Source organism: Microvirga sp. BF8, assembly GCF_059888585.1.
The window spans coordinates 3,107,067-3,128,423 of sequence record NZ_CM187619.1; the positions used below are offsets into that span (position 1 = coordinate 3,107,067).

Consider the following 21,357-nt stretch of genomic DNA (forward strand, 5'->3'; position numbering starts at 1 on the left):
CTGATGACCACTCTCGGCGCGCCGATTCTGGACATTGCACCGGGAGCGGTCGACATCGCGCTGTGGTCTCGGGGCAGCATTCCGGACTCGGGCCCGACGCACCCATACGTCAGTGGGAATGTTCGTGATCGTCGCGGAGTGACGACCGTTCCCGGGGCTAACCCGATCGCCCGGTGGGGGCAATCGGTTTGTAGGTTCCCTATGCGCTCTCGCGCCGCCCCTCGATCAGGCTGCAGTCGATGCAAGTCGCTCCCTGATCCCAGGCCGTTGCTGGACCAGATCGGCCAGGGTAAGCTTATCCAGCTCTGCCAGAAAGGCCTCGAGCGCCCGTGTCAGGGCACCCGTGAGGCGGCACGCACCGCTCAGGATGCAATCGTGCGGTCCCTCGCCAAGACAGCCGACGAGCCGCATGTCGTCCTCGAGCTGACGCACGACAGCTCCCATCCTGATCTCGGACGGATCTCGGGCAAGCCGCAATCCCCCCGCTCTTCCCCGTGCGCTGCGCACGAGTCCGAGCTGGACCAGGGTCTGCGCCACCTTCATCAGATGGTTCTTCGACACGCGGTGACGCCGGGCCAGTTCGTCGATGGTCACGAGCCGGTCATCGAGAACGGCCAGAGACATCAGCATCCGGAGTGCATAGTCGGTATGAACGGTCAGCTTCATCAGTTTCTCAAAGAGGTATTTACAATACCTGTTTAAGTCCCTAAATAGCAATGCACGACAGAGTTATCCATCGAAATCACCATGCCCCCTCGTCACATCCCGCTCGTCGAGCCCAAGGCGTCGATCACCGAAGCCATGATCCGCGAGCTTGTGGATACGTTCTATGGCCGCGTTCTTGAGGACGGGACTCTCGGGCCGATTTTCCGGACTGCCGTGGGAGACCGCTGGAGCGATCACCTTGCAACGATGGTGACATTCTGGTCCTCGGTCAGTCTCGGCACCGGTCGCTATGCGGGCAAGCCCCATCTGGCCCACCGCTCGCTCGGCCTCGATCCAAGCCATTTTGAGCACTGGCTGGCATTGTTCGAGACAACCGCCCGCGATGTCTGCCCGCCGGACGCGGCCGCGTTTTTCATCGACCGGGCACAGCGTATCGCCGACAGCCTGCAGATCGGCCTCAACATCGGACCGAAGGCACTCCATCTCCCGAGCCGACGGGAAAATGCCAGTAAGGCGACCCACACGGACGACACCTCAGTCGTTGCGTGACAATGAAGAAGCAAGGGTGGCGTCCCGTGCCCTCGTACCCGTGTTGTTAGACGGCCTGTCCTGCACACCAGCCAGACGACCAGGCCCATTGGAAATTGTAACCGCCGAGCCAGCCGGTCACGTCCACTACCTCGCCGACGAAATAGAGGCCGGGCACCGCCTTTGCCTCCATGGTTCTGGAGTCGAGGGCCCGTGTGTCGACGCCCCCGAGCGTCACCTCCGCCGTGCGATAGCCCTCCGAACCTGCCGGCTTGAATCGCCAGCGATTGACCGCGTCATCGATGCGGCGCAGGACCTTGTCCGACAGGTCGGCAAGATTACCGCTGACCTTTTCCGTGTCTGCAATGAGCTGCGCAAGTCGCTTCGGGAGAAAATTTGCAAGCGCCGTCTGCACGGCCTGACGGCCGTTTTGTGCGCGTGCCTCCCGCAGTTCCTCGAACAGATCGACCGTCGGCAGCATGGAGATGACGATCTCGTCGCCCTCCCGCCAGTATGAAGAGATTTGAAGAATGGCGGGACCGCTCAGGCCTCGGTGAGCGAACAGCATCGCCTCAGAAAACTGTATTTTGCCGCATGAGACGATGGCATCTACCGACACGCCGGCAAGGGGCTTCAGCCGTTCGAGCAGGGTCGGCTCCAAGGTCAGCGGCACGAGAGCGGGACGGGTCTCGGTCACGTCGATATCGAACCGGCGGGCGAGATCGTAACCGAAGCCGGTCGCGCCCATTTTCGGGATCGACTTGCCTCCGGTCGCCACCACAAGAGAGTGGCAGCGCACACCCCCCTCCGCAAGGCGAAGTCGAAATCCATCCTCTTCGCGCGCGATCTCCTCGATGCCGGTGCCGAGGCGCAGGGCCGCACCGTAACGCTTCATCTCGCTCAGCAGAAGCTCGACGATCTGGCGGGAGGAGCCGTCGCAGAACAGCTGTCCAAGCGTCTTTTCATGATACGCAATGTGATAGCTCTCCACGAGAGCTATGAAGTCGTGCTGGGTATAACGGCGCAGGGCCGAAATACAGAAGCTCGGATTCCGCGAGAGAAAATGGCGCGGCGCGGCATTGATGTTGGTGAAGTTGCACCGTCCGCCGCCTGAAATGCGGATTTTCTCGCCCGGTGCCGCGGCGTGATCGAGAACGAGCACGGAACGCCCGCGCTTTGCCGCTTCGATGGCACATATCATGCCTGCCGCGCCGGCACCGATTACCACCGCATCGTATCGCTCCAAGCCCGGCTCTCCCTGTTCCCCACCATTTCTCCACACAAGCGGAAAGCGGTGGACCGTTGGTAGTCCAATGGCCTGAAGAATGGCAAGTGACCGGCTGCGGGCTTCGGCAGAGCGCAGGCGACGATGGCATGCCCTGCCTGCCTCCCGGGCGAACAGGCTACTTGGTGCGGCGATTACGACCGAGTGGCTGGGTCCAACGCTTGAGGGCATGGAAGACACGACCCGTCATTGTCATGGGAGAGGCTCCCGGCCCTGAAATAGTGCCCTGTCAGGCCACGTCTGAAAGGCCCCGTTGACGTTCGTCGGCGGATTGCCACGGAACCGAGCCTGGCATGCCGGAGCGTACCCTCGAGCGCAGGGCTGCTCCATTGACCGCCTGGACCACCGCGTCCGGGTCGAGATGCTGCACCATATGCCCGACTCCCGGGAGTGCTATGAAAACACTGTTAGGCAAATCATTCTGCAAGCGTTCGGACTGTCGGTGCGTATCGACGATCTCATCCGCATCGCCGGCGACGATGACGGTCGGCGTGGTCACTTCAGCATAATGGCTCTGCAGGTCCATCGCAGCCGGGATCATCAGAGCGGTATCCTCTGACGCAGCGCGCAACTGCAGGGGGCGCAGGATCATCGCCTTGGGAAAGCGCTCCTCGAAACGCCTGGGCACAGGTGCGGGAGCAAAGATCTTGCGGATAAGCTTCGGCAGCAGCGCCTTCGCGATGAGCGGCGAAACCGTATGCCGCATGAGGTCGCCAATCACGGGAATGGCAGGTGACGAAAAGAGAACGACATCCGCTCGGGCAGTCGGGTAGTAGTAACCGGAGAGAAGCACGAGGCCCCGGACGAGGGCAGGCTCTTCCAGCGCGAGAGCAAGAGCGATCAGAGTGCCCCAGGAATGTCCGAGAACCACCGGGTCCCTGGCATTGAGAAGGACCAGTGCCTTCGCGAACAGGTGAGCGTAGGCACGAGGGGTCCACAGACGGCGCGGCCGCGAACTGTAGCCGAAGCCCGGTCTGTCGAACACGATGACCCGGTAGTTCTGCGCCAGGCGGTCGACGATGCCGCTGATGACGAAGTCCTGGAGCATCGAGCCGTTGCCGTGGAGCAGCACGACCGGATCACCGCTCCCACGCTCGATATAGTGCAGGCGCACCCCGTCCACGTTCATGAACCGGCCTGCGGGCGGGCACGCGCCCTCCGCGTCCTTTGTCTGTCGGCGCGTGTACAGCGTAGCCGCAACGAGGGCCGCCGTACCGCCCAGAAGGGTCGGGATCAGCCACGGAGAGGAAGCAAGCCTTGCGGCAACAGCCTTTCCGCCCGCTCGTTCCGCGACACGGGGATGCCCCGTCTGAAGCCTGTTGCGCATGGTAAGTCTCCCTGGTCTCAGGGAACGAACGCATGACGATCCGCGAGGTTGCTGCGGCGCAACAGCCGATGCCGGGATGGAAGCTTGGCCGGCGGCTCGGGACAGGAATGCAGGCAGGATCTTCAGGGACCCTGCACGCTGGCCCAGATCTGCTCCAGCATATCGGGATCAAGGACGCGCCCGGTCACAGTGAGCACATAGGCATCTTTGCCGGGCGGCGGCTCGGCCGTCATGGCCCAATGCAACGCTTCTCGCAGGGAATCGAACTTCTCGGCGTGATTCCAGTCGATTGTTCCGCTCTCAAGATGCGCCCCTGCCCGCTCGAAAGCGACTGAGGCCCGCGCCTCCAGTTCCTCTTTGCTCACCATGACAGGCTCCGTGACATGCCCCCGTTCTCAACGGAGGGAAGCGGGTTCACGTTCCGTCGCTTATCCCCGTTTTCCCTTCTTGGCGAAGGGGCGTTTCGGCTTGCCTTCATGGTGCCCGGGCCTGTCGCGCCCCGCGGAATGCGCGTTCGGCCGCTTTTCCCTGAAACCATCCTTCTTCGGCGGACCCTTCTTTTCTCTCCGATCGTCGCCACCGCGCCTGTCTCCCGGCGCTTCGGCCGGTTCGATGCGGATATCCTCGTCGTTCGCCTTGCGTACGGCAGCTGCGAATTTCGGGGCGATCGATTGAGCGATCTCGAACTTGGTTTCCTGGTCGAAGATGCGGATCGTGCCGATTTCCTTCTTGGTCACGTGGCCCAAGCGGCAGATGATGGGCAGGAGCCAGCGCGGATCAGCATTGTTGCGGCGCCCGACGCTCATGCGGAACCAGGCCATGTCGGCGCCGCCGCCATAGTCCGGGCGCCCTTCGCGCGTTCTCTGCATGTCGCGCTCTTTGTCGCGTGTCCGCTTGTCAGGGCGCTCCCGCGGACCGCGATCGGCGCCCGCGTCGACGAGTTCCTCCGGGGCCGGCAGGCGCGCGCGCAGGACGCGCGCGAATGCGGTGGCGATCTCCTCGGCGGACCGCTCTGCAAGGAGCACACGCGCCATGGCAACGTCTTCCTCCGTCGCTTCCTCCGTCAATGACGGATCCTGCAGGACGCGCTCGCGATCACGCTTGCGGATCTCGTCGGCGGAAGGGGGGCCGCCCCAGGTGACATCGATACCGGCATCGTCGACGAGGCGCTCGGCCTTGCGCCGCCTCGTATAGGGCACGAGCATGACGCAGACGCCCTTGCGCCCTGCGCGGCCCGTACGGCCGCTGCGGTGGAGAAGCGTCTCCGGATCGTTCGGAAGGTCGGCATGGATGACGAGCCCGAGATCGGGCAGGTCGATGCCGCGCGCTGCAACGTCGGTGGCGACGCAGACGCGTGCACGCCCATCGCGCAGCGCCTGGAGCGCATGGCTCCGCTCGTTCTGCGTCAACTCACCGGACAGGGCGACGGCCGAGAAGCCCCGCTCTACAAGGCTCGCATGAAGGTGCCTTACGGTCTCGCGGGTGTGACAGAACACCATGGCGCCACGCATCTCGAAAAAGCGCAGCACATTCACCACTGCGAGCTCGATCTCGTTCGGCGCGATGCGCAGGGCGCGGTAATCGATGTCGCCGTGAGGCTGGTTTTCCACGAGCGTATCGATGCGCAATGCGTCGCGCTGATAGCGGCGTGCCAGCGTGGCAATGTTGCGCGGAATCGTGGCGGAGAACAGAAGGGTGCGCCTTTCCTTCGGCGTCGCATCGAGGATGAACTCAAGGTCTTCCCGGAAACCGAGATCGAGCATTTCGTCCGCCTCGTCGAGAACGACCGCACGCATCTGCGATGTGTCGAGGCGCCCACGCTCGAGGTGGTCGCGCAGGCGGCCCGGCGTGCCCACGACGATATGGCACCCGTCCGCCAGCGCCCGTTGCTCGCGACGTACATCCATACCGCCGACACAGGAAGCCACCCGCGCCCCTGCCGGGCCGTAAAGCCAGATGAGTTCGCGGTTCACCTGCAGTGCCAGTTCACGGGTCGGAGCGATGATCAGCGCAAGCGGCTCTGCCGGCGGCCCGAACCGCTCCGCCTCTCCCAGCAGCGTTCCGGCCAAGGCGAGGCCATAGGCCACGGTCTTGCCCGACCCGGTCTGAGCCGAGACGAGAAGATCCCGGCCCTCCGCCTCCGGCTGCAGCACGGCGGCCTGGACGGGGGTCGGATCGCTGTAGCCTTTGTCGGCGAGGGCGCGTTCGAGGCTGGGATTGGTTTTGGGAAAGGGCATGGATGCGCGGCGCGGGCCGCTCCTTGGAGAAGAGGGAAGCCTGTCAGGGCCTACGGGTGGTTCGTGAGGTGGTCAGGCGTCGCCCTGATCGTCCACATCGTCGACCGCGACGAGGAACATGACATCGATCCCGGACTCGTCATCGTCGTCGTCCTGCTCCTCATCGTCCCATTCCTCTTCGTCCTCGGCCATGGCGTCGTCGAAGGCGTCGATCTCGTCATCGGACGCACGGCGGATATTGAATGCGGCGGAGCCGTCCCAGAGAGGCTGCCCCTCGGTCGTGAAGGATTTCAAATCCTCCTGGAACTCCTCGCTCATGAAGAGTTCCCGGGCCTGGTCCTCGTTGGCATTGGTGATAGCGACCGCCTTGCCGGCGATTTCAAGGGTGAACATGCGGTATCCTTCTCGAGGTGGGAAGCGGTTCTCGTAGCATCAACGCCGATGCCCGCCATTCCGGTCAGTCGTCGCCGGTCCAGAGCAAACCAACGCGTTCCTTACAGGGTTCGGCGGGTTCTGAACAGGCCGCCCGACGGCGATTCCGAGCGAGGTGCCGCAGGACAGAGCTTTATTGCCATGTTATTATATTTTTTTATAAAAGATTCGTACCTGTCATGGAAGGGCTGCGGAGCTATGTCGAACGAACAGATTTTCACCTGGGAAGGAATCACCCTCCCCTCCTACTGGGGCGGCAACCTTACGAGGGAGGGCGGCCATGCCGCGATGACCCAGATCAAGAACACCGGCGCCAACACGGTCACACTCGTCCCGAACTTCTTCCAGGCCGACAAGTTCAGCAATACGGTGAAGCTCAATGTCAATGGCGGGATCAATTCGAGCGAGAGCGACAATTTCGACCAGGTCAAACAGGCCATTGAGCTTGCGAAAACAACCTATGGCCTGAACGTCGTCCTGAAACCGCATCTCGAAACCGACACCCGCGTTTGGCGCGCCGAGATCGCACCCACGGACCCCAAGGCGTGGTTCGCCAACTACAAGGCCATGATGGTCGAGTACGCGAAGGTCGCTCAAGCCGGGGGCGCAGCGATGATCTGCGTCGGCACCGAAATGAAGAGCATGACGGACCCGTCCAAGGTCTGCAGCGACGGTGTCAGCTACACCCAGAAATGGGGTGACATTGTCGATGCCGTGCGGGCCGTCTTCTCAGGCAAGGTCACATACGCCGCCACCTACGACGAGGTCACCAAGGTCGGGTTCTGGGACAAGGTCGACTTCATCGGCATCGACGCCTATCTGCCGCTCTCGGCGAGCAACAGCCCGACAGTCGATCAGATGGTGGAGGCATGGACGACACCGCACTTCAATCCCTGGATCCGTGACACCCTCTATGGCGGCAAGTCCGCCATCGACTACTACAAGGCGCTGTCCGAACAGTACGGCAAGCAGGTCCTCTTCACGGAAGTCGGGTACCGTAGCATGGACGGAGCAAACAAGGACCCCGGGGTCTTCGACGGCGCCGCCGGCGTGGATAACCAGGAGCAGCAGGATTGCTATACGGCCCTCTACAAGGTGATGGAGAATTATGGGGGCCAGTGGCTCGGCGGCGCATTCCTGTGGAGCTATCATCCCTTCGAAAATCCGATGACGGATCCGCTCGCTCAAGTCCCTTGGACCGATTATACGACGCAGTGGAAGCCCGCGAATGACGTCGTGACGGCGAACTATTCGAGTCCGGCCCACGTCACGGGGCTGACCTGGACGGGCACCGACCTCGCGAACAGGCTCGACGGTGGCTACCACAACGATACTCTGATCGGAAAAGGCGGGAGCGATACGCTGTGGGGCGGCGCCGGAGACGACGTCCTGAACGGCGGCGCAGGCAATGATACACTGGACGGCGGCACGGGTGTGAATACCGCCATATTCACGGGCACGAGAGCATCCTCTACGATCGTCAGGAACGCCGACGGCAGTATCAGCATCGCGGGCCAGGATGGCACGGACCTGCTCAGGAATGTCGGTTTCGCGCAGTTCAGCGATCAAACGGTGGACCTGACGCTGATCGATGCCGTGACGCCTCCGGCTTCCGGCAACGAACTGACCGGTCTCGTTCTGCGCGGCACCCCGCGCGTCGATCGACTGACCGGCGCGGACGGGAACGACAGGCTCTACGGCCTGGCCAACAACGACGTGCTCAAGGGCATGGCCGGCGATGACAAGCTCTACGGCGGCGCAGGCCGGGACGTGCTCTACGGCGGCACGGGGAAGGACATCTTCGTGTTCAACACCGGGCTCAGCCGCAAGACCAATCTCGACAAGATCGCGGACTTCAACGTCAAGGACGACACGATCTGGCTCGACAATGCCCTGTTCAAGGCGAACAAGTCCTTCTATGCCGCGATCAAGAAGGGCACGGAGACGAAGCCGCTCAAGCTCGCCAAGGCGTTCTTCACCCTCGGCGACCATGCCAAGGACAAGAACGACTACCTGATCTACGACAACAAGAAGGGGGCCTTGTACTACGACGCCGATGGCTCCGGCGCCAAGGCGGCGATCGCGATCGCCACCCTCAAGAAAGGCCTCAAGATGACCGAGAAGGACTTCTTCATCGTCTGAGGTTGCCCGCCGCTTACCGCGTGGCATCGCGCGTCAGGAAGAGGGCTGCGGGCGTGGCGATCCTTCGGTTGGTGCGCCCGGCTCCGGACGAGGCGCTGCAGCAAGGTGTCCCAGGAGATGAAGGGGAATGGGAAACACGATGGTGGAGCTCCGCTCGCCCGCGATATCGTGCAGCGCCGACAGATACCGCAGCTGCATGGCCTCAGGCAGCTCCGAGAGGACGTGCGCGGCCTCGACCAGCTTTTCGGCCGCCTGCTGTTCCGCCTCTGCACTGATGACGCGGGCGCGGCGGTTGCGTTCGGCTTCGGCCTGTCTCGCGATGGCTCGGATCATGCTCTCGTTGATATCCACATGCTTGATCTCCACATTCGCGACCTTGATGCCCCAGGCATCGGTCTGGGAATCGAGAATGGCCTGAATATCGGCGTTGAGCTTGTCCCGCTCCGCCAGCATCTCGTCGAGCTCATGCTTGCCCAGGACGGAACGCAGGGTCGTTTGTGCGAGCTGACTGGTCGCCGCCAGGAAATCCTCCACCTGGATGATGGCCTTGTCGGGATCGACAACCCGAAAATAGAGCACCGCATTCACGCGCACGGAGACGTTGTCGCGGGAGATCACGTCCTGGCTCGGAACGTCGTGCACGATGGTGCGCAGACCGACCCGCACGATCTGCTGCACGACAGGAATGATGATGACGAGACCCGGGCCCTTCACGCCTGAAAAGCGTCCCAGGGTGAAGACCACGGCGCGCTCGTATTCCCGCAGGATGCGCAGGGCTGTCGCAAGGATGCCGAGCAGCACGACGAGGATCAGAGCATAGGCAATGGTATTCGCGTCAATATACGGCATCGCAGCCTCCTCAGCTCGGCCCGGACGGACGGAGCGGCATCTCAGATGCGGGCTCGACCAAAAGCGTCAGGCCTCGGCGGGCCACCACGCGAACCTGCTGCGTCGGCATCAGCGGAAATGGCGCGCGCGCGCGCCAGCGTTCACCATTGACCAGCACCCAGCCCTCGCCCCCGGACCATTCCACCACTTCGGCCGACCCCGCCTCGAAGACGCCCTCTCCGGTGACGACCTTGCGCCGATAGGCGCGCATGGCGACCGTGCCCGCGGCGAGAAGTAGCAGCGCGGTCGCGGCGCTCGCCGCCAGGATGACAGCGGGGGAGACGGCAAAGCCCGGCACTCCGGTGTCAAAGAGCAGAAGCGAGCCAACGGCAAGAGCCGCAACGCCGCCGATACCGAGCACGAAGGAGGTCGTAAAAGCCTCCGCGACAAGCAGTGCGAAACCGAGCGCCATCAATCCCAGGCCTGCATAGTTGGTCGGCAGGAGATTGAGCGCAAAGAGACCGATCAGGAGCGAAATCGCACCGGCGACACCGGGAAAGAAGGAGCCCGGATTGAAGAACTCGAAGATGATGCCGTACATCCCCACCAGAAGCAGAATGTAGGCGACATTCGGATCCGTGATGATGGTCAGAACCCGCGTCCGCCAACCCGGCTCGATCGAAACGATCCTCAGCCCCTTCGTATCGAGCCGCACGGCGCTGCCCTGCACGCGAATAATGCGCCCATCGGCCTGCGCCAGAAGATCCCGCAGGTCGGAAGCGACGATCTCGACGACGCCTGCCTCCTTCGCGGCGGAGGCGGAAAGGCTGGCCGCTTCGCGCACGGCCTTTTCCGCCCATTCCGCATTGCGGCCATGTATCTCGGCGAGCGCACGAATTGAGGCAACGGCATCATTGGTGGCTTTACGCGCGAGAGTACTGGCGTTGTCATCGCCGCCCTGCTGGTCCGGATCCTTGCTCTTTCCGCTGCCGAAGGGCTGCCCGCCGCCAATCTGCACGGGCGTTGCAGCGCCGATATTGGTGCCCGGCGCCATGGCCGCGAGATGACTGGCATAGACCATATACGTCCCGGCACTCGCCGCGCGCGCACCGCTTGGCGCTACATAGATCGCGACAGGAACGGGCGAGGCAAGAATTTTTCGATCGATCTCCCGCATGGCCGTCTCGAGTCCACCCGGCGTGTCAAGCCGCAGGACGACCAGGGCGGAGCGGCGCTTTTCTGCCTCCTGGAGCCCGTGGGAGATGTATTCCGTCGTTGCCGGACCGATGGCACTCGCAACGTCGAGCACGATGGCGATACGATCCGCTTCAGGAACCTGGGCCGCTTTCATTCCGGAAGCACTGAGCGCGACGCCCACAGCCGCGCAGAGCAGCCACGTCACCGCTCTCGTCGTCATTCGGAACATGCTCCACCTTCATACGGTTGAGCTGACAGGGTAAGCGCCGGTGCGGCGAAAGGTTCCACCATTACGCCGAAACAGAGGGACATCCTGGGATGCCGATCACATGACTGCCTCACTTCACCGTCATCTCCCCTTTTTGGGCATGACGACAGAAGGAGCCCTGCACGCATCGGGGCGCGGCCAAGCGCCCTCCTCATGCGAAGGGGGCGGGGTGATCCGGACCGATCTATGCTCATTATGGGGCTTTCATCTTTTTAGCCCTGCTGTTTCAGCCCGTGAGACTTGACGAAGCACTCTTTCATGAACTCCTACTCATTTGGTCGAGGAAGGATTTTCCGATGCCGCGAACTCACTCCACCCTTCTGGGCCGTCTCATCGGAATTGGGGCAGCAGCTGCAGCCCTGACGGGGCCCGCCTTCGCTCAGGCTGCGCCGAGCACGCCAGGATCCTCTCCCCTCGTCCTCACCGTGCGGCCGTCAGGCTACGATGCCGACGCGGAGGCGCAGGCGCGGCAGGAGCGGCTTTTGAAGCGGATGGAGCAGGCGGACTACTCGGTCCGTTCGATCTGCGTGAATTGCGGCGACGGCTGGAAGCACCAGACCTACGCACCCTTCAACCCGCTCCAATCTCTCAGCTCACCGCATCCGACCGACGATTAGGCGCTTGAGGCAGGCTTGAAGGCGCATTGCCGGCCCGTATAGTGGGCCGGATGGGGGACGACCCCGTCATTGTTCTGCAACCCGGTGGGGACGGCCCTGCCATCGACGGAGGTCCTGTCATGGCATGGATTTATCTCGTTCTCGCGGGCCTGTTCGAAATCGGCTGGGCCATCGGCCTCAAATATACGGACGGTTTCACGCGACCCATGCCCTCGATCCTGACCGTCGCAAGCATGATCGTCAGTGTCGCGCTGCTCGGCATCGCTTTGAAATCCTTGCCGGTCGGCACGGGCTATGCGGTCTGGACTGGCATCGGCACGGTCGGCACCGCCCTCCTCGGCATTTATCTCCTCGGCGAGCCCGCCACGGCAGCGCGCCTCGCCTGTATCGGACTGATCGTCGCGGGAATCCTTGGCCTCAAGCTGGCTGCTTGAGCCCCGAAACGTTGCTTTGGAACTGCGCATCCGTTGCGATGTTGGAGTTAGAGCACTCCAACGGGACGACGACATGTCACTTCAAAGCGCAGATCGGCCATCGCAGGCGTCATTGACCTCCACGGCATGGCTGATTCTGCTGGGCTGGACGGTGGTTCGCCTGGTCACCCTCGGGGGCAGGCCCCAGCCGGCAGGGTTGCGGGCTGGGCGGTCTGCGACCGGGAAGGAGGCGACGGGATTCGGCGCCCGCACCGAAGGACCGCCAACGACACGGGACGATGGCCGCGGCCGCCAAGCCGAGAAGCCGACGGAGATTCCCGCCAAGGGATGGAAGGACATTCTCTGGCGCGTCTATGAACGCGTTCAGCACGACCGCATCATGCTCGTCGCCGCGGGTGTCACGTTCTATGCGCTTCTCGCCATCTTTCCCGCCATCACCGCGCTGGTTTCCATCTATGGGCTCTTTGCCGACCCCGTCACGCTTCAGGAACACCTGAACATGCTTGCCGGCTTTCTGCCGGGCGGCGCCCTCGAGATCATCGGCGAGCAGGTGAAACGCATCGCCAGCAAGGGTGCTGGAACGCTGGGCGTCAGCTTCATCGTCAGCCTTGCGATCGCCCTGTGGAGCGCCAATGCGGGCATGAAATCGATCTTCGACGCCCTCAATATCGTCTATGAGGAAAGGGATAAGCGATCCTTCATCGTGCTCAACGCGGTCTCACTTCTGTTCACCCTCGGAGCCATCGCCTTCCTGCTCATCGCCCTGGGCGCCGTCGTGGTTCTGCCCGTCATCCTTGGATATATTGGCCTTGGAAGTTCCGCAGAGACGCTTGTTTCCGTCCTGCGCTGGCCGGCCCTTCTGGTCGGCATCATCCTCGGCCTCGCCTTGATTTATCGCTACGGACCAAGCCGGGACAACGCGAAATGGCGCTGGATCACCCCAGGGAGCATCGTGGCCTCGATCCTATGGCTGGCCGCTTCGATGCTGTTCTCCTGGTACGTGTCCAATTTCGGCAGCTACAATGAAACCTACGGCTCTCTGGGCGCCGTCATCGGCTTCATGACCTGGATCTGGATCTCGACCATCATTATTCTGGTCGGAACGGAGATCAATGCCGAGATGGAGCATCAGACGGCCAAGGACACGACCGAGGGACCGCATCAGCCCCTCGGCACCCGGGGTGCGCGGATGGCCGATACGGTGGGAGAAGCAAAGGGCTGATCAGCGAGAATGCCGATCAGCCGTCGCGGCCTTTTTCCTCAGAACACACATTCCTGGAACGCAGGCTTCACCGAACCGCCCCAGGCGCCGTGATATCGCTCGAGCAGACGTTCTGCCGGCGTGCGTCCTGTCTCGATGATCTCTTCCGCATAGGTCAGATAGTGCGACTCGTCTCGTCCCGCCTCGTCTTTGAAGGCGCGGCGCCTAAGGCCAGCCTTCGCGAGCACGAGGGCGTCGCGCGCGATGTCGCGCGCAGGGCGCCCTGCAATCTCGGCCTTGAGAGCCCGCGTCGGCACCTCGGCACGCAGGCGGTTGCGGTCCGTCGCGCTCCAGGATTTCACCAGCTCCCATGCTCCATCGAGGGAGGTTTGATCATAGAGGAGCCCGGTCCAGAAAGCCGAGAGGGCCGTGATGTGGTCGGGTGGCCCGACATCGGCGCCGCGCATTTCAAGATAGCGTTTCAGCCGCACTTCCGGAAACAGGGTCGAAACGTGGTTCGCCCAATCGGAATGTGTGGCGCGCTCACCCGGCAATTGCGTGAGCCTTCCCTCGAACAGATCCTTGAAGGAGGCGCCCGCCACGTCATGATACGTTGAGTCCCGCTTGACGAAATACATCGGCACGCCGAGAGCCCAGTCCACATAGCGTTCGTAACCAAATCCGTCCTCGAACGCGAAATCAAGCATGCCGGTGCGGTCGCGATCCGTGTCGAGCCAGATGGCAGAGCGCTTCGAGAGGTATCCGTTCGGCTTGCCGTCCGTGAAGGGTGAATTCGCGAAGATCGCCGCGGCGATGGGCTGCAGCGCCAGGGAAACGCGCAGCTTTTTGACCATGTCGGCTTCGGATTCATAATCCATGTTCACCTGCACGGTGGCCGTGCGGTACATCATGTCGAGGCCGAGCGTGCCGACTTTCGGCATGTAGGCGGTCATGATACGGTAGCGCGCCTTGGGCATGACAGGCGTCTCTGCCCGTGTCCAGAGCGGGCTCATGCCGAGCGTCAGGAATCCAAGTCCGAGCCGGTCGCCGACCTCCTTGGCCTGTTTCAGGTGCAGCGCCGTTTCGGCGGCGGTTTCGTGAAGCGTCCGTAACGGCGCGCCGGACAATTCGAACTGTCCGCCAGGCTCGAGAGAGATCGCCCCACCTTCCGCCTCATCGAACAACCCGATCGGGTGCCCATTTTCCACGATCGGCTCCCAGCCGGTAAGCGTCTGCAGCCCATCCAGAAGAGCGCGGATTCCCTGTTCGCCCTCATAGGGGACTGGGGATGCATCGGCCTTGTAGAACGGAATTTTCTCATGCTCGGTGCCGAGCCGCCAGCTTTCGCGCGGTTTCTCACCGTCCGCGATCCACGCGACGAGTTCCGTGCGCGCGGCGAGTGGGGTCGTATCGGATACGTCCCGCGCCATAAATCACCTCATCAAACAAGCGCGTTCAAGGCGCGCCGACTCAGGTCGGGACTAGATAGGCGGGTTACGGACAAGCTGCAATGAGGGTGCGGGCGGGAAATACAGACATTATGATGCCGTTGTCCGAAACCGCCGGTGCCTCCAGGGGCGGCACCGGCGTGCCTGGCGGCGCCTCCGTTCAGTGCCGCACGATGTCTTCCCCGACTGTTTCGGCGGAGAGCCAGTCGACGATGCTGAAAAGAGCATCCCTGTTCGACAGGCCTCGGCCTACGGCCTCGGTGAACAGGGTGAGCTGCCGGTCGGCGCTCGTTCCCCGGGCGATGATCCAGCGACAGAGGTCGAGCTCCCGCCGGCATCCGAGGGCGTCGGCGTCCTGCGCCACGAGGGTGAGGGTCTCGTCGAGCATCTGCCGCACCGGCTTGGCACTGCGGCTCGCCTCATCGACGAAGCTGCCATGGATCCCGTAACGCTGGGCTCGCCAGCTGTTCTCGTCGTTGATTGCCCTCGAGGCGCCCGTCTGGCCTGAGTTCAGGCCCCTGTCGAGGCTCAGGCGCCGGACGAGGCAGCGGTACAGGGCGGCGATGGCGAGCGTATCGTCGAGGCGCGTGCAACTGTCGGCAACCCTCAGCTCCAGCGTCGGATGCCTCAGGGACGGCCTGATGAACCACCATACATAGCTCGAGTTCTCGATGGCGCGGGCCGCCACGAGGGTATCGATATAGCGCTGATAGTCAGCCCCGCTCTCGAACAGGTCCGGGAGGCCGGTGCGCGGCAATTCACGATAAGCCGCAAGTCGGTACCCGAGGAGTCCCGTGCGCTGGGACTGCCAGAACGGTGAAGAGGTCGAAAGCGCCAGAAGCAGGGGCAGATAGGGCTGGATCCGGTTCATGATATCGACCCGGGTCGCCAGATCCGGAACTTCCACATGGACATGCATGCCGCATACGACCGTGCGGCTGCCGACCATCTGGAGGTCATGCATCACCTTGCCGTATCGCGGCTGCGCATTGGCTCGCACCCGGGACCAGACGGCCAGGGGATGAGTGCCGGCGGCCATGACCGAGAGGCCATGCTCCCGGGCAATCTGCCCGACCGACGACCGCAGGTCCGCCAGCTTCGTGCGAGCTTCCGCAAAGTCGACATATGGAGGGGTCGCGACCTCGATTTGCGGCTCCAGCATCTCGTGCTGAATGCTATCTGCAATGTTTTCGTGGCAATTTGCAAAGAACTCATTGATCTTTGCTCGGGCGACATCCCGTTTAGCGGCATCGTTGACGAAGTACTCTTCCTCAATACCGAACTTGAATTCCCCACCCATACTCGTATTCCTCTTATTTTATTCTTGTACACCGGCGCATTAGCCGATCATTTTTGCCTGCGACGACGTCCAACCTCCCCTTCATTGGGGCGAGATTGGGGCAGGCCGGCCTGAAACTGCTAAGCTGTTATGACTAGTGGAGGATCAGCCTCGCTCCTCGCGGCACTTTCCGATCAGGTCCAATCCCCCAGTACCGACTGGACGATGGCCAGGGCTGCGACGGCGGCGGTGTCGGCGCGCAAGATTCGCGGTCCCAGCGATACACGGATGCATCTCTCGTGGGCGGCAGCAAGCGCTCTCTCCTGATCGACGAACCCCCCTTCGGGGCCGACAATAACGGCGAACTTGGCCGGGTTGTTCCCCCCTGGAACAAAGGCTCTCTTCAGGGCCTCCACCGGGTTGGCGACAGGAGCATTCTCGTCACAGAAGACGATGAGCCGATCCTCTTCCAAATCTCTGATGAACTTATCGAAATTTACCTCTTCCCGGATGCTCGGAAGGCAGAGAATCCCGCACTGCTCGGCCGCTTCGATGGCGTTACTCCGCATGCGCTCGAGATTGACCCGCGTGCTCTGGGTCCGGCGGGTCAGGACCGGCTGCAGCGTGCCGGCTCCCATCTCCACGGCCTTCTGGACCATATAGTCGAGCCGAGCATGCTTGAGGGGCGCAAACGCATAGATGAGATCCGGTGGCGCAGTTTGCTCGCGGGTGCGTGCGAGGCAGATCAGGTCGGCCGCCTTGCGGCCCTCGATGGCAAGCGCCGCCCTCCACTCCCCGTCCTGCCCGTTGAATATCAAAATCGAGTCGTCGGCCCGCAGACGCAGAACGTTCAGGAGATAGTTCGCTTGGGCCCGGTCGAGCGCAATTCGACTTCCCTCAAACAGAGAAGCATCGACGAACAGGCGGGGAGCATTGAAATCGTAAAGGGCCATAGGCTCTCGTCGACGTTAGGATTCGAGCGAGAGAGGTAGCAGCACAAGGTCGGAACGAAAACAGGGGATGAGGATCCGGGATGGGCTGGAGGAAATTTCCGGGCCCGCGTCCGTCATTCCGTTACATCAAAATAGATTGCCGTGCGTCTGCGACCAGTCCGACTGACGACGGCGTCTTGCGGGTCCTCAAGGTGTCTGCGGACGTTTCACACCCCTTCGAGGGCGATGGCGATTCCCTGACCGACGCCGATGCACATGGTGGCGAGGGCGCGCTTCCGGCCGGTCAGCTTCAGCTCCAGCGCCGCCGTGCCGGTGATGCGCGCCCCCGACATGCCGAGGGGATGCCCGAGCGCAATCGCCCCGCCATTCGGGTTCACGTGCCCGGCATCCGCCGGAATGCCGAGCTCGCGCAACACCGCGATGCCCTGGCTGGCAAAGGCCTCGTTGAGCTCGATGATGTCGAAATCCGCCGGCGCGAGGCCAAGCCGGGCGCAGAGCTTGCTCGTGGCCGGCGCCGGTCCGATCCCCATGATGCGCGGCGCCACCCCCGCACTGGCCCCGGCGACGACACGGGCGATGGGCTCGAGCCCGAACCGCCGCACGGCGTCCTCCGAGGCCACGACCAGGGCGGCCGCGCCGTCATTGACCCCCGACGCATTGCCGGCCGTCACGGTTCCATCCTTGCGGAACGGCGTCGGCAGCCTTGCCAGCTGCTCCAGGGTGGTGTCGCCGCGCGGATGCTCGTCCCTGTCGACCACGACCGGGGCGCCCTTGCGCTGCGGGATCGTGACCGGCACGATCTCCCGGGCGAGACGCCCATTGGCCTGGGCGGCGGCGGCCTTCTGCTGCGAGCCCAGGGCGAAGGCATCCTGGTCCTGGCGCGAGACGCGGTACTCCTCGGCGACGTTCTCGCCGGTCTCGGGCATGGAATCGACGCCGTATTGCTGCCGGATCAGCGGGTTGACGAAGCGCCAGCCGATGGTGGTGTCGTAGATCTCGGCCTGGCGCGAGAAGGCCGCGTCGGCCTTCGGCATCACGAACGGGGCCCGCGACATCGATTCGACGCCGCCGGCGATCATCAGCTCGGCCTCGCCGGCCTTGATGGCGCGGGCGGCGGTGACGACCGCGTCCATGCCCGAGCCGCACAGGCGGTTCAGGGTGGTGCCGGGGATCGAGCCCGGCAGCCCCGCCAGGAGAACCGCCATGCGGGCGACGTTGCGGTTGTCCTCGCCCGCCTGGTTGGCGCAGCCGTAGATGACGTCGTCGACCGCCGCGAAGTCGAGGCTGGGAAGGCGTTCCTGCAGAGCCTTCAGCGGCACCGCCGCAAGATCGTCGGTCCGGACGCCGGACAGCGCGCCGCCATAGCGGCCAATCGGCGTGCGCACATACGCGCAGATGTAGGCCTCACGCATCTCAGGCTCCACTTTTCGCGACGAATGCGGCAACGCGACGGGCTGTATCGCGGTGGCGCATCAGTTTCCCGATGCTGTCGATCTCGGCCGCAAGGCCTGCCGCGTGGAGCGTCGCCCCGAGCCGGATGCAGTGCTTCGCTTCGCGGAGCGCTTCCGGCGACAGTTTGGCGACACGCTCGACGATAGTCTCGGCGGCAGCCCTAAAATCGGTAGCTGGGAAGGACCATTGTACGATGCCGAGTCGCTCCGCGTCCTTGCCGCTGACAACCTCGCCGGTCAAGATCAGCCGTGACGCAACACCGACACCACAGAGCGCGGTCATCCGTTGCGTGCCGCCGGCGCCCGGAATCAGCCCGACATTGGCCTCGGGCAGTCCCAACTTCGCCTCGTGGGCAGCGACGCGCAGATCACAGGAGAGCGTAAATTCCAGGCCTCCTCCGAGAGCATGTCCCTCGATCTCCGCAAAGGTGACGATTGGAAGTGCCGCGATCCGGTCGAACACGGAATGAAACCGACGGACGCTCGCAACCATCGCGCCGGCGCCCGTCTCCGTCTCGAGCCGACTCGCCACCATGCGCAGATCGGCCCCGGCACAGAAAACCTTCTGATCGCTTCTGATCCGCAGCACCGAGACCTTATCGTTTCGTTCAACCTCGTCCAAAGCGGTCTCGACCGCATCCAGCATAGCATCGTCGATGGCGTTTACCGGCGGACGCGAAAGCGTCATCGTGGCGACCGGCCCGTCGCCGCCAAGGTGCACCAACTTCGTCGCAAGATCAGTCGGGTGTCTGTTCATGGCATACCACATTTCAACGAGAGGCCCGGGCAAGCGCGTCGAAGCGGAGGTTGCTTTCGAGACGAGATTGTCCATGGCAGACGACGCGCCCACGAGGACCTGAGCATGCATCTTCCACTATGAAAGGCTTCAGCATCGCTCGACTGATCGGCCTCCTTCAGCCGGACCTTCACCTTGTAGTCCACGAGCCGCTTCACACACACCAGCAGCTTCATCGCGATGCCACCTCCCGCAGGATGTCCGGAACGGTTTGCGCACGCCTGAATCCGTGGCCGGTTGACGCTTCGACAGCATCGAGTGCCCGGTTCAGAACCGATGGTTCCTGCCGCGATGCCCAGAAGAGCGGGCCTCCGCGAAACGCAGGAAATCCGTATCCGTTTACAAGAACGACATCGATGTCCGAGGCACGCTGCGCAATTCGATCCTCGATCACGAGTGCAGCCTCGTTGACCATGGCAGCAAGGACACGCTGCTGGATCTCCTCGGCGCCGAACGAGCGGCGCGCGATGGCACGGGATGCCGATACCTGTTCGATCAGCGCCCGCACATCCGGGTCGGGCTCGCGCCGCCGTTCAGGCCCGCAATAGCGATACCATCCTGCGCCAGCCTTCTGCCCAAAGCGTCCCTGCTCGCACAGCATGTCGGCAACGGGCACGTAGCGCTCACGTGGATCGCGAGTCGCAGCAAGGCGCTTGCGGCGGCTCCAGGCGATATCGAGCCCTGCCAGATCAGCGACTGCGAACGGCCCCATGGCGAGGCCGAATGCTTCGAGTGCGTTGTCGATCTCCTCCGGCAATGTCCCTTCCTCGAGCATGATCTCGCATTGACGGCGATAGGCGGAGTAGATCCAGTTGCCGATGAAGCCATCGCACACGCCCGCAACGACGGGCAGCTTTCCCAGCGTTCGCGCCAGCGCCAGGCCTGTTGCCAGAGTCCTGTCGGATGTGGCCCGCCCGCGTACGACTTCAAGCAGGCGCATCACATGGGCAGGACTGAAGAAGTGCAGGCCGAGGACACACTCTGGCCGCGCCGTCGCAGCTGCAATTACGTCGATGTCGAGATAGGACGTATTCGTCGCAAGGATGGCCTCATGCGTGACGACTTGCTCGAGCCGCCTGAATAGATCGAGCTTCACTTCAAGATCCTCGAACGCCGCCTCGATCACGAGGTCGGCATTGCCGAGTGCCGCCATGTCCGTGGATGCGACGAGCGCATTTCGATAACTTTGCATCGTGGCGGCGGGCAGCCGCCCGGACTTCACGGACCTGTTGAGAGTTTCGTCGATCCTGGCGAGCCCGCTTTCGAGTGCCTGCGTGCTTCGTTCCACGAGAATGACGGGAAGGCCTGCGCCCACGAGCGCCACCGCAATCCCCGCCCCCATGGTTCCCGCTCCGACCAGCCCGACCGTCCTGACGGGCATGGGCTGGGCGCTCAGGCCCGAAACTTTCGGAGCTTCGCGCTCTGCGAAGAAGAGATGGCGCAACGCCGCCGCCTCCTCACCATCCCGCAATCGGACGAAAGCGGCCCTCTCGGCGACAAGCCCGTCGCGGAAGCCGAGACGGGACGCATTCGCCACCGCCTCCGCAGCCGTTCGGACCGCCTCACTGACAATGCGTTTGCTCTTCAGCTTGGACGTCCCTGCGTCACTCGGTCCCTGCTCGTCCTCGGGCACGGTCAGAGACGACACGCGTCGCTTCCGCTTTGGAACCTCCCGCAGTCTGCCCAGGCAGGAATCCACGACGGAGCCATCGACAACATCATCGATGAGGCCAAGGGCTGCCGCCTCGGGAGCCCCGACGACCTTCCCGCTTGCGATGAATTCGGCCGCTCTCGCGATACCGACGAGCCTCGGCAGGCGTTGAGTTCCACCCGCACCCGGAATCAGACCGAGCTTCACCTCGGGAAAGCCGAGAGTCGCATTCGCGGACGCTATGCGCCAATCGCAGGCCAGCGCCAGTTCCAGGCCGCCGCCCAGGGCTTGTCCCTCGATGGCAGCGGCCACGGGCTTGCTGCACAGGTCCACGGCCTCGACCACCTCGGGCAGCGTTGGCGACATGGGCGGCTTGCCGAACTCGCGGATATCCGCGCCTGCAATGAAACGGCCGCCGCTTCCAGTCAGCACGATTCCGGATAGGGAAGCGTCGGCCTCAGCCTCTTTGAGCGCTGCAACCAGTTGTCTGCGCACATGTGCAGACAAGGCATTCACCGGCGGATTGCCAATCTCGATGATAGCGGTCCCGTCCTGCCGACGGAGGCTGACGGAACAGCCCTGGCTGTCACCCGTTGCGCGAGGAATGTTCGCCACTC

At 63.3% G+C, this 21,357-nt stretch carries 19 protein-coding genes; 5 read left to right on the top strand and 14 right to left on the bottom strand.

Features of this window, described 5'->3' with window-relative positions:
• Positions 1-225 precede the first annotated feature (225 nt).
• Positions 226-666 (bottom strand): RrF2 family transcriptional regulator, encoded by a 441-nt coding sequence (locus AC522E_RS14800; protein ID WP_500747020.1) that lies wholly within the window; start codon positions 664-666, stop codon positions 226-228.
• Between the two features lie 81 nt (positions 667-747).
• On the opposite strand from AC522E_RS14800, the gene AC522E_RS14805 reads away from it, so the two are divergent.
• On the top strand, positions 748-1,215 hold the full coding sequence (locus AC522E_RS14805; protein WP_500747021.1) for a group III truncated hemoglobin: 468 nt from the start codon (positions 748-750) through the stop codon (positions 1,213-1,215).
• Between the two features lie 46 nt (positions 1,216-1,261).
• Here the strand turns inward: AC522E_RS14805 and AC522E_RS14810 are convergent, their stop codons facing one another.
• The 5 genes from AC522E_RS14810 to AC522E_RS14830 form a co-directional block, all read right to left on the bottom strand.
• Positions 1,262-2,440 (bottom strand): BaiN/RdsA family NAD(P)/FAD-dependent oxidoreductase, encoded by a 1,179-nt coding sequence (locus AC522E_RS14810; protein WP_500747022.1) that lies wholly within the window; start codon positions 2,438-2,440, stop codon positions 1,262-1,264.
• 268 nt (positions 2,441-2,708) lie between these two features.
• A complete protein-coding gene (locus AC522E_RS14815; RefSeq protein WP_500747023.1) occupies positions 2,709-3,806 on the bottom strand; it encodes an alpha/beta fold hydrolase in 1,098 nt (365 codons plus the stop codon).
• A gap of 122 nt (positions 3,807-3,928) precedes the next feature.
• On the bottom strand, positions 3,929-4,174 hold the full coding sequence (locus AC522E_RS14820; protein WP_500747024.1) for a hypothetical protein: 246 nt from the start codon (positions 4,172-4,174) through the stop codon (positions 3,929-3,931).
• A gap of 60 nt (positions 4,175-4,234) precedes the next feature.
• Positions 4,235-6,043 (bottom strand): DEAD/DEAH box helicase, encoded by a 1,809-nt coding sequence (locus tag AC522E_RS14825; RefSeq protein WP_500747025.1) that lies wholly within the window; start codon positions 6,041-6,043, stop codon positions 4,235-4,237.
• A 72-nt stretch (positions 6,044-6,115) separates the two neighbouring features.
• Positions 6,116-6,436, bottom strand: a complete 321-nt coding sequence (locus AC522E_RS14830; RefSeq protein WP_500747026.1) for a hypothetical protein — start codon at positions 6,434-6,436, stop codon at positions 6,116-6,118.
• A gap of 237 nt (positions 6,437-6,673) precedes the next feature.
• On the opposite strand from AC522E_RS14830, the gene AC522E_RS14835 reads away from it, so the two are divergent.
• Entirely contained in the window at positions 6,674-8,617 is a 1,944-nt protein-coding gene (locus tag AC522E_RS14835; protein ID WP_500747027.1) for a glycoside hydrolase family 113, read from the top strand.
• A gap of 33 nt (positions 8,618-8,650) precedes the next feature.
• On the opposite strand, the gene AC522E_RS14840 is transcribed toward AC522E_RS14835, so the two are convergent.
• Both AC522E_RS14840 and AC522E_RS14845 read right to left on the bottom strand, forming a co-directional pair.
• Positions 8,651-9,466: a slipin family protein gene (locus tag AC522E_RS14840; RefSeq protein ID WP_500747028.1), complete on the bottom strand. Its 816-nt coding sequence runs from the start codon at positions 9,464-9,466 to the stop codon at positions 8,651-8,653.
• A gap of 10 nt (positions 9,467-9,476) precedes the next feature.
• A complete protein-coding gene (locus tag AC522E_RS14845; RefSeq protein ID WP_500747029.1) occupies positions 9,477-10,862 on the bottom strand; it encodes an NfeD family protein in 1,386 nt (461 codons plus the stop codon).
• Positions 10,863-11,206: 344 nt separating this feature from the next.
• Between AC522E_RS14845 and AC522E_RS14850 the strand changes: the two genes are divergently transcribed.
• The 3 genes from AC522E_RS14850 to AC522E_RS14860 all read left to right on the top strand — a co-directional run bounded on the left by AC522E_RS14850 (position 11,207) and on the right by AC522E_RS14860 (position 13,183).
• Positions 11,207-11,527 (top strand): hypothetical protein, encoded by a 321-nt coding sequence (locus tag AC522E_RS14850; protein WP_500747030.1) that lies wholly within the window; start codon positions 11,207-11,209, stop codon positions 11,525-11,527.
• Between the two features lie 119 nt (positions 11,528-11,646).
• Positions 11,647-11,961, top strand: coding sequence for a quaternary ammonium compound efflux SMR transporter SugE (gene sugE, locus AC522E_RS14855; protein WP_500747031.1), 315 nt, complete (start codon positions 11,647-11,649; stop codon positions 11,959-11,961).
• Between the two features lie 73 nt (positions 11,962-12,034).
• Positions 12,035-13,183 carry a YihY/virulence factor BrkB family protein gene (locus tag AC522E_RS14860; RefSeq protein ID WP_500747032.1) on the top strand — a complete coding sequence of 383 codons (1,149 nt, stop codon included), beginning with the start codon at positions 12,035-12,037 and terminating at the stop codon, positions 13,181-13,183.
• Positions 13,184-13,221: 38 nt separating this feature from the next.
• On the opposite strand, the gene AC522E_RS14865 is transcribed toward AC522E_RS14860, so the two are convergent.
• The 6 genes from AC522E_RS14865 to AC522E_RS14890 all read right to left on the bottom strand — a co-directional run bounded on the left by AC522E_RS14865 (position 13,222) and on the right by AC522E_RS14890 (position 21,355).
• Positions 13,222-14,592 (bottom strand): glutamate--cysteine ligase, encoded by a 1,371-nt coding sequence (locus AC522E_RS14865; RefSeq protein ID WP_500747033.1) that lies wholly within the window; start codon positions 14,590-14,592, stop codon positions 13,222-13,224.
• 178 nt (positions 14,593-14,770) lie between these two features.
• Positions 14,771-15,910, bottom strand: a complete 1,140-nt coding sequence (locus AC522E_RS14870) for a carboxylate-amine ligase (RefSeq protein WP_500747034.1) — start codon at positions 15,908-15,910, stop codon at positions 14,771-14,773.
• Between the two features lie 173 nt (positions 15,911-16,083).
• Positions 16,084-16,842, bottom strand: coding sequence for a 16S rRNA (uracil(1498)-N(3))-methyltransferase (locus AC522E_RS14875; RefSeq protein WP_500747035.1), 759 nt, complete (start codon positions 16,840-16,842; stop codon positions 16,084-16,086).
• 206 nt (positions 16,843-17,048) lie between these two features.
• Positions 17,049-18,254 carry a 3-oxoadipyl-CoA thiolase gene (pcaF, locus tag AC522E_RS14880; protein ID WP_500747036.1) on the bottom strand — a complete coding sequence of 402 codons (1,206 nt, stop codon included), beginning with the start codon at positions 18,252-18,254 and terminating at the stop codon, positions 17,049-17,051.
• A 1-nt stretch (position 18,255) separates the two neighbouring features.
• Positions 18,256-19,050: an enoyl-CoA hydratase/isomerase family protein gene (locus AC522E_RS14885; RefSeq protein ID WP_500747037.1), complete on the bottom strand. Its 795-nt coding sequence runs from the start codon at positions 19,048-19,050 to the stop codon at positions 18,256-18,258.
• Between the two features lie 211 nt (positions 19,051-19,261).
• Positions 19,262-21,355, bottom strand: coding sequence for a 3-hydroxyacyl-CoA dehydrogenase NAD-binding domain-containing protein (locus tag AC522E_RS14890; protein ID WP_500747038.1), 2,094 nt, complete (start codon positions 21,353-21,355; stop codon positions 19,262-19,264).
• Between the last annotated feature and the right edge of the window lie 2 nt (positions 21,356-21,357).

Bases quoted from the DNA above. Each gene is read 5' to 3' on its own strand.
- AC522E_RS14840 (WP_500747028.1), bottom strand. From the start codon at position 9,466: ATGCCGTATATTGACGCGAATACCATTGCCTATGCTCTGATCCTCGTC.
- AC522E_RS14850 (WP_500747030.1), top strand. From the start codon at position 11,207: ATGCCGCGAACTCACTCCACCCTTCTGGGCCGTCTCATCGGAATTGGG.
- AC522E_RS14875 (WP_500747035.1), bottom strand. From the start codon at position 16,842: ATGGCCCTTTACGATTTCAATGCTCCCCGCCTGTTCGTCGATGCTTCT.
- AC522E_RS14835 (WP_500747027.1), top strand. From the start codon at position 6,674: ATGTCGAACGAACAGATTTTCACCTGGGAAGGAATCACCCTCCCCTCC.
- AC522E_RS14860 (WP_500747032.1), top strand. From the start codon at position 12,035: ATGTCACTTCAAAGCGCAGATCGGCCATCGCAGGCGTCATTGACCTCC.
- AC522E_RS14820 (WP_500747024.1), bottom strand. From the start codon at position 4,174: ATGGTGAGCAAAGAGGAACTGGAGGCGCGGGCCTCAGTCGCTTTCGAG.
- AC522E_RS14800 (WP_500747020.1), bottom strand. From the start codon at position 666: ATGAAGCTGACCGTTCATACCGACTATGCACTCCGGATGCTGATGTCT.
- AC522E_RS14825 (WP_500747025.1), bottom strand. From the start codon at position 6,043: ATGCCCTTTCCCAAAACCAATCCCAGCCTCGAACGCGCCCTCGCCGAC.
- AC522E_RS14815 (WP_500747023.1), bottom strand. From the start codon at position 3,806: ATGCGCAACAGGCTTCAGACGGGGCATCCCCGTGTCGCGGAACGAGCG.
- AC522E_RS14845 (WP_500747029.1), bottom strand. From the start codon at position 10,862: ATGACGACGAGAGCGGTGACGTGGCTGCTCTGCGCGGCTGTGGGCGTC.
- AC522E_RS14865 (WP_500747033.1), bottom strand. From the start codon at position 14,592: ATGGCGCGGGACGTATCCGATACGACCCCACTCGCCGCGCGCACGGAA.
- pcaF (WP_500747036.1), bottom strand. From the start codon at position 18,254: ATGCGTGAGGCCTACATCTGCGCGTATGTGCGCACGCCGATTGGCCGC.
- AC522E_RS14885 (WP_500747037.1), bottom strand. From the start codon at position 19,050: ATGAACAGACACCCGACTGATCTTGCGACGAAGTTGGTGCACCTTGGC.
- AC522E_RS14870 (WP_500747034.1), bottom strand. From the start codon at position 15,910: ATGGGTGGGGAATTCAAGTTCGGTATTGAGGAAGAGTACTTCGTCAAC.
- AC522E_RS14830 (WP_500747026.1), bottom strand. From the start codon at position 6,436: ATGTTCACCCTTGAAATCGCCGGCAAGGCGGTCGCTATCACCAATGCC.
- AC522E_RS14805 (WP_500747021.1), top strand. From the start codon at position 748: ATGCCCCCTCGTCACATCCCGCTCGTCGAGCCCAAGGCGTCGATCACC.
- sugE (WP_500747031.1), top strand. From the start codon at position 11,647: ATGGCATGGATTTATCTCGTTCTCGCGGGCCTGTTCGAAATCGGCTGG.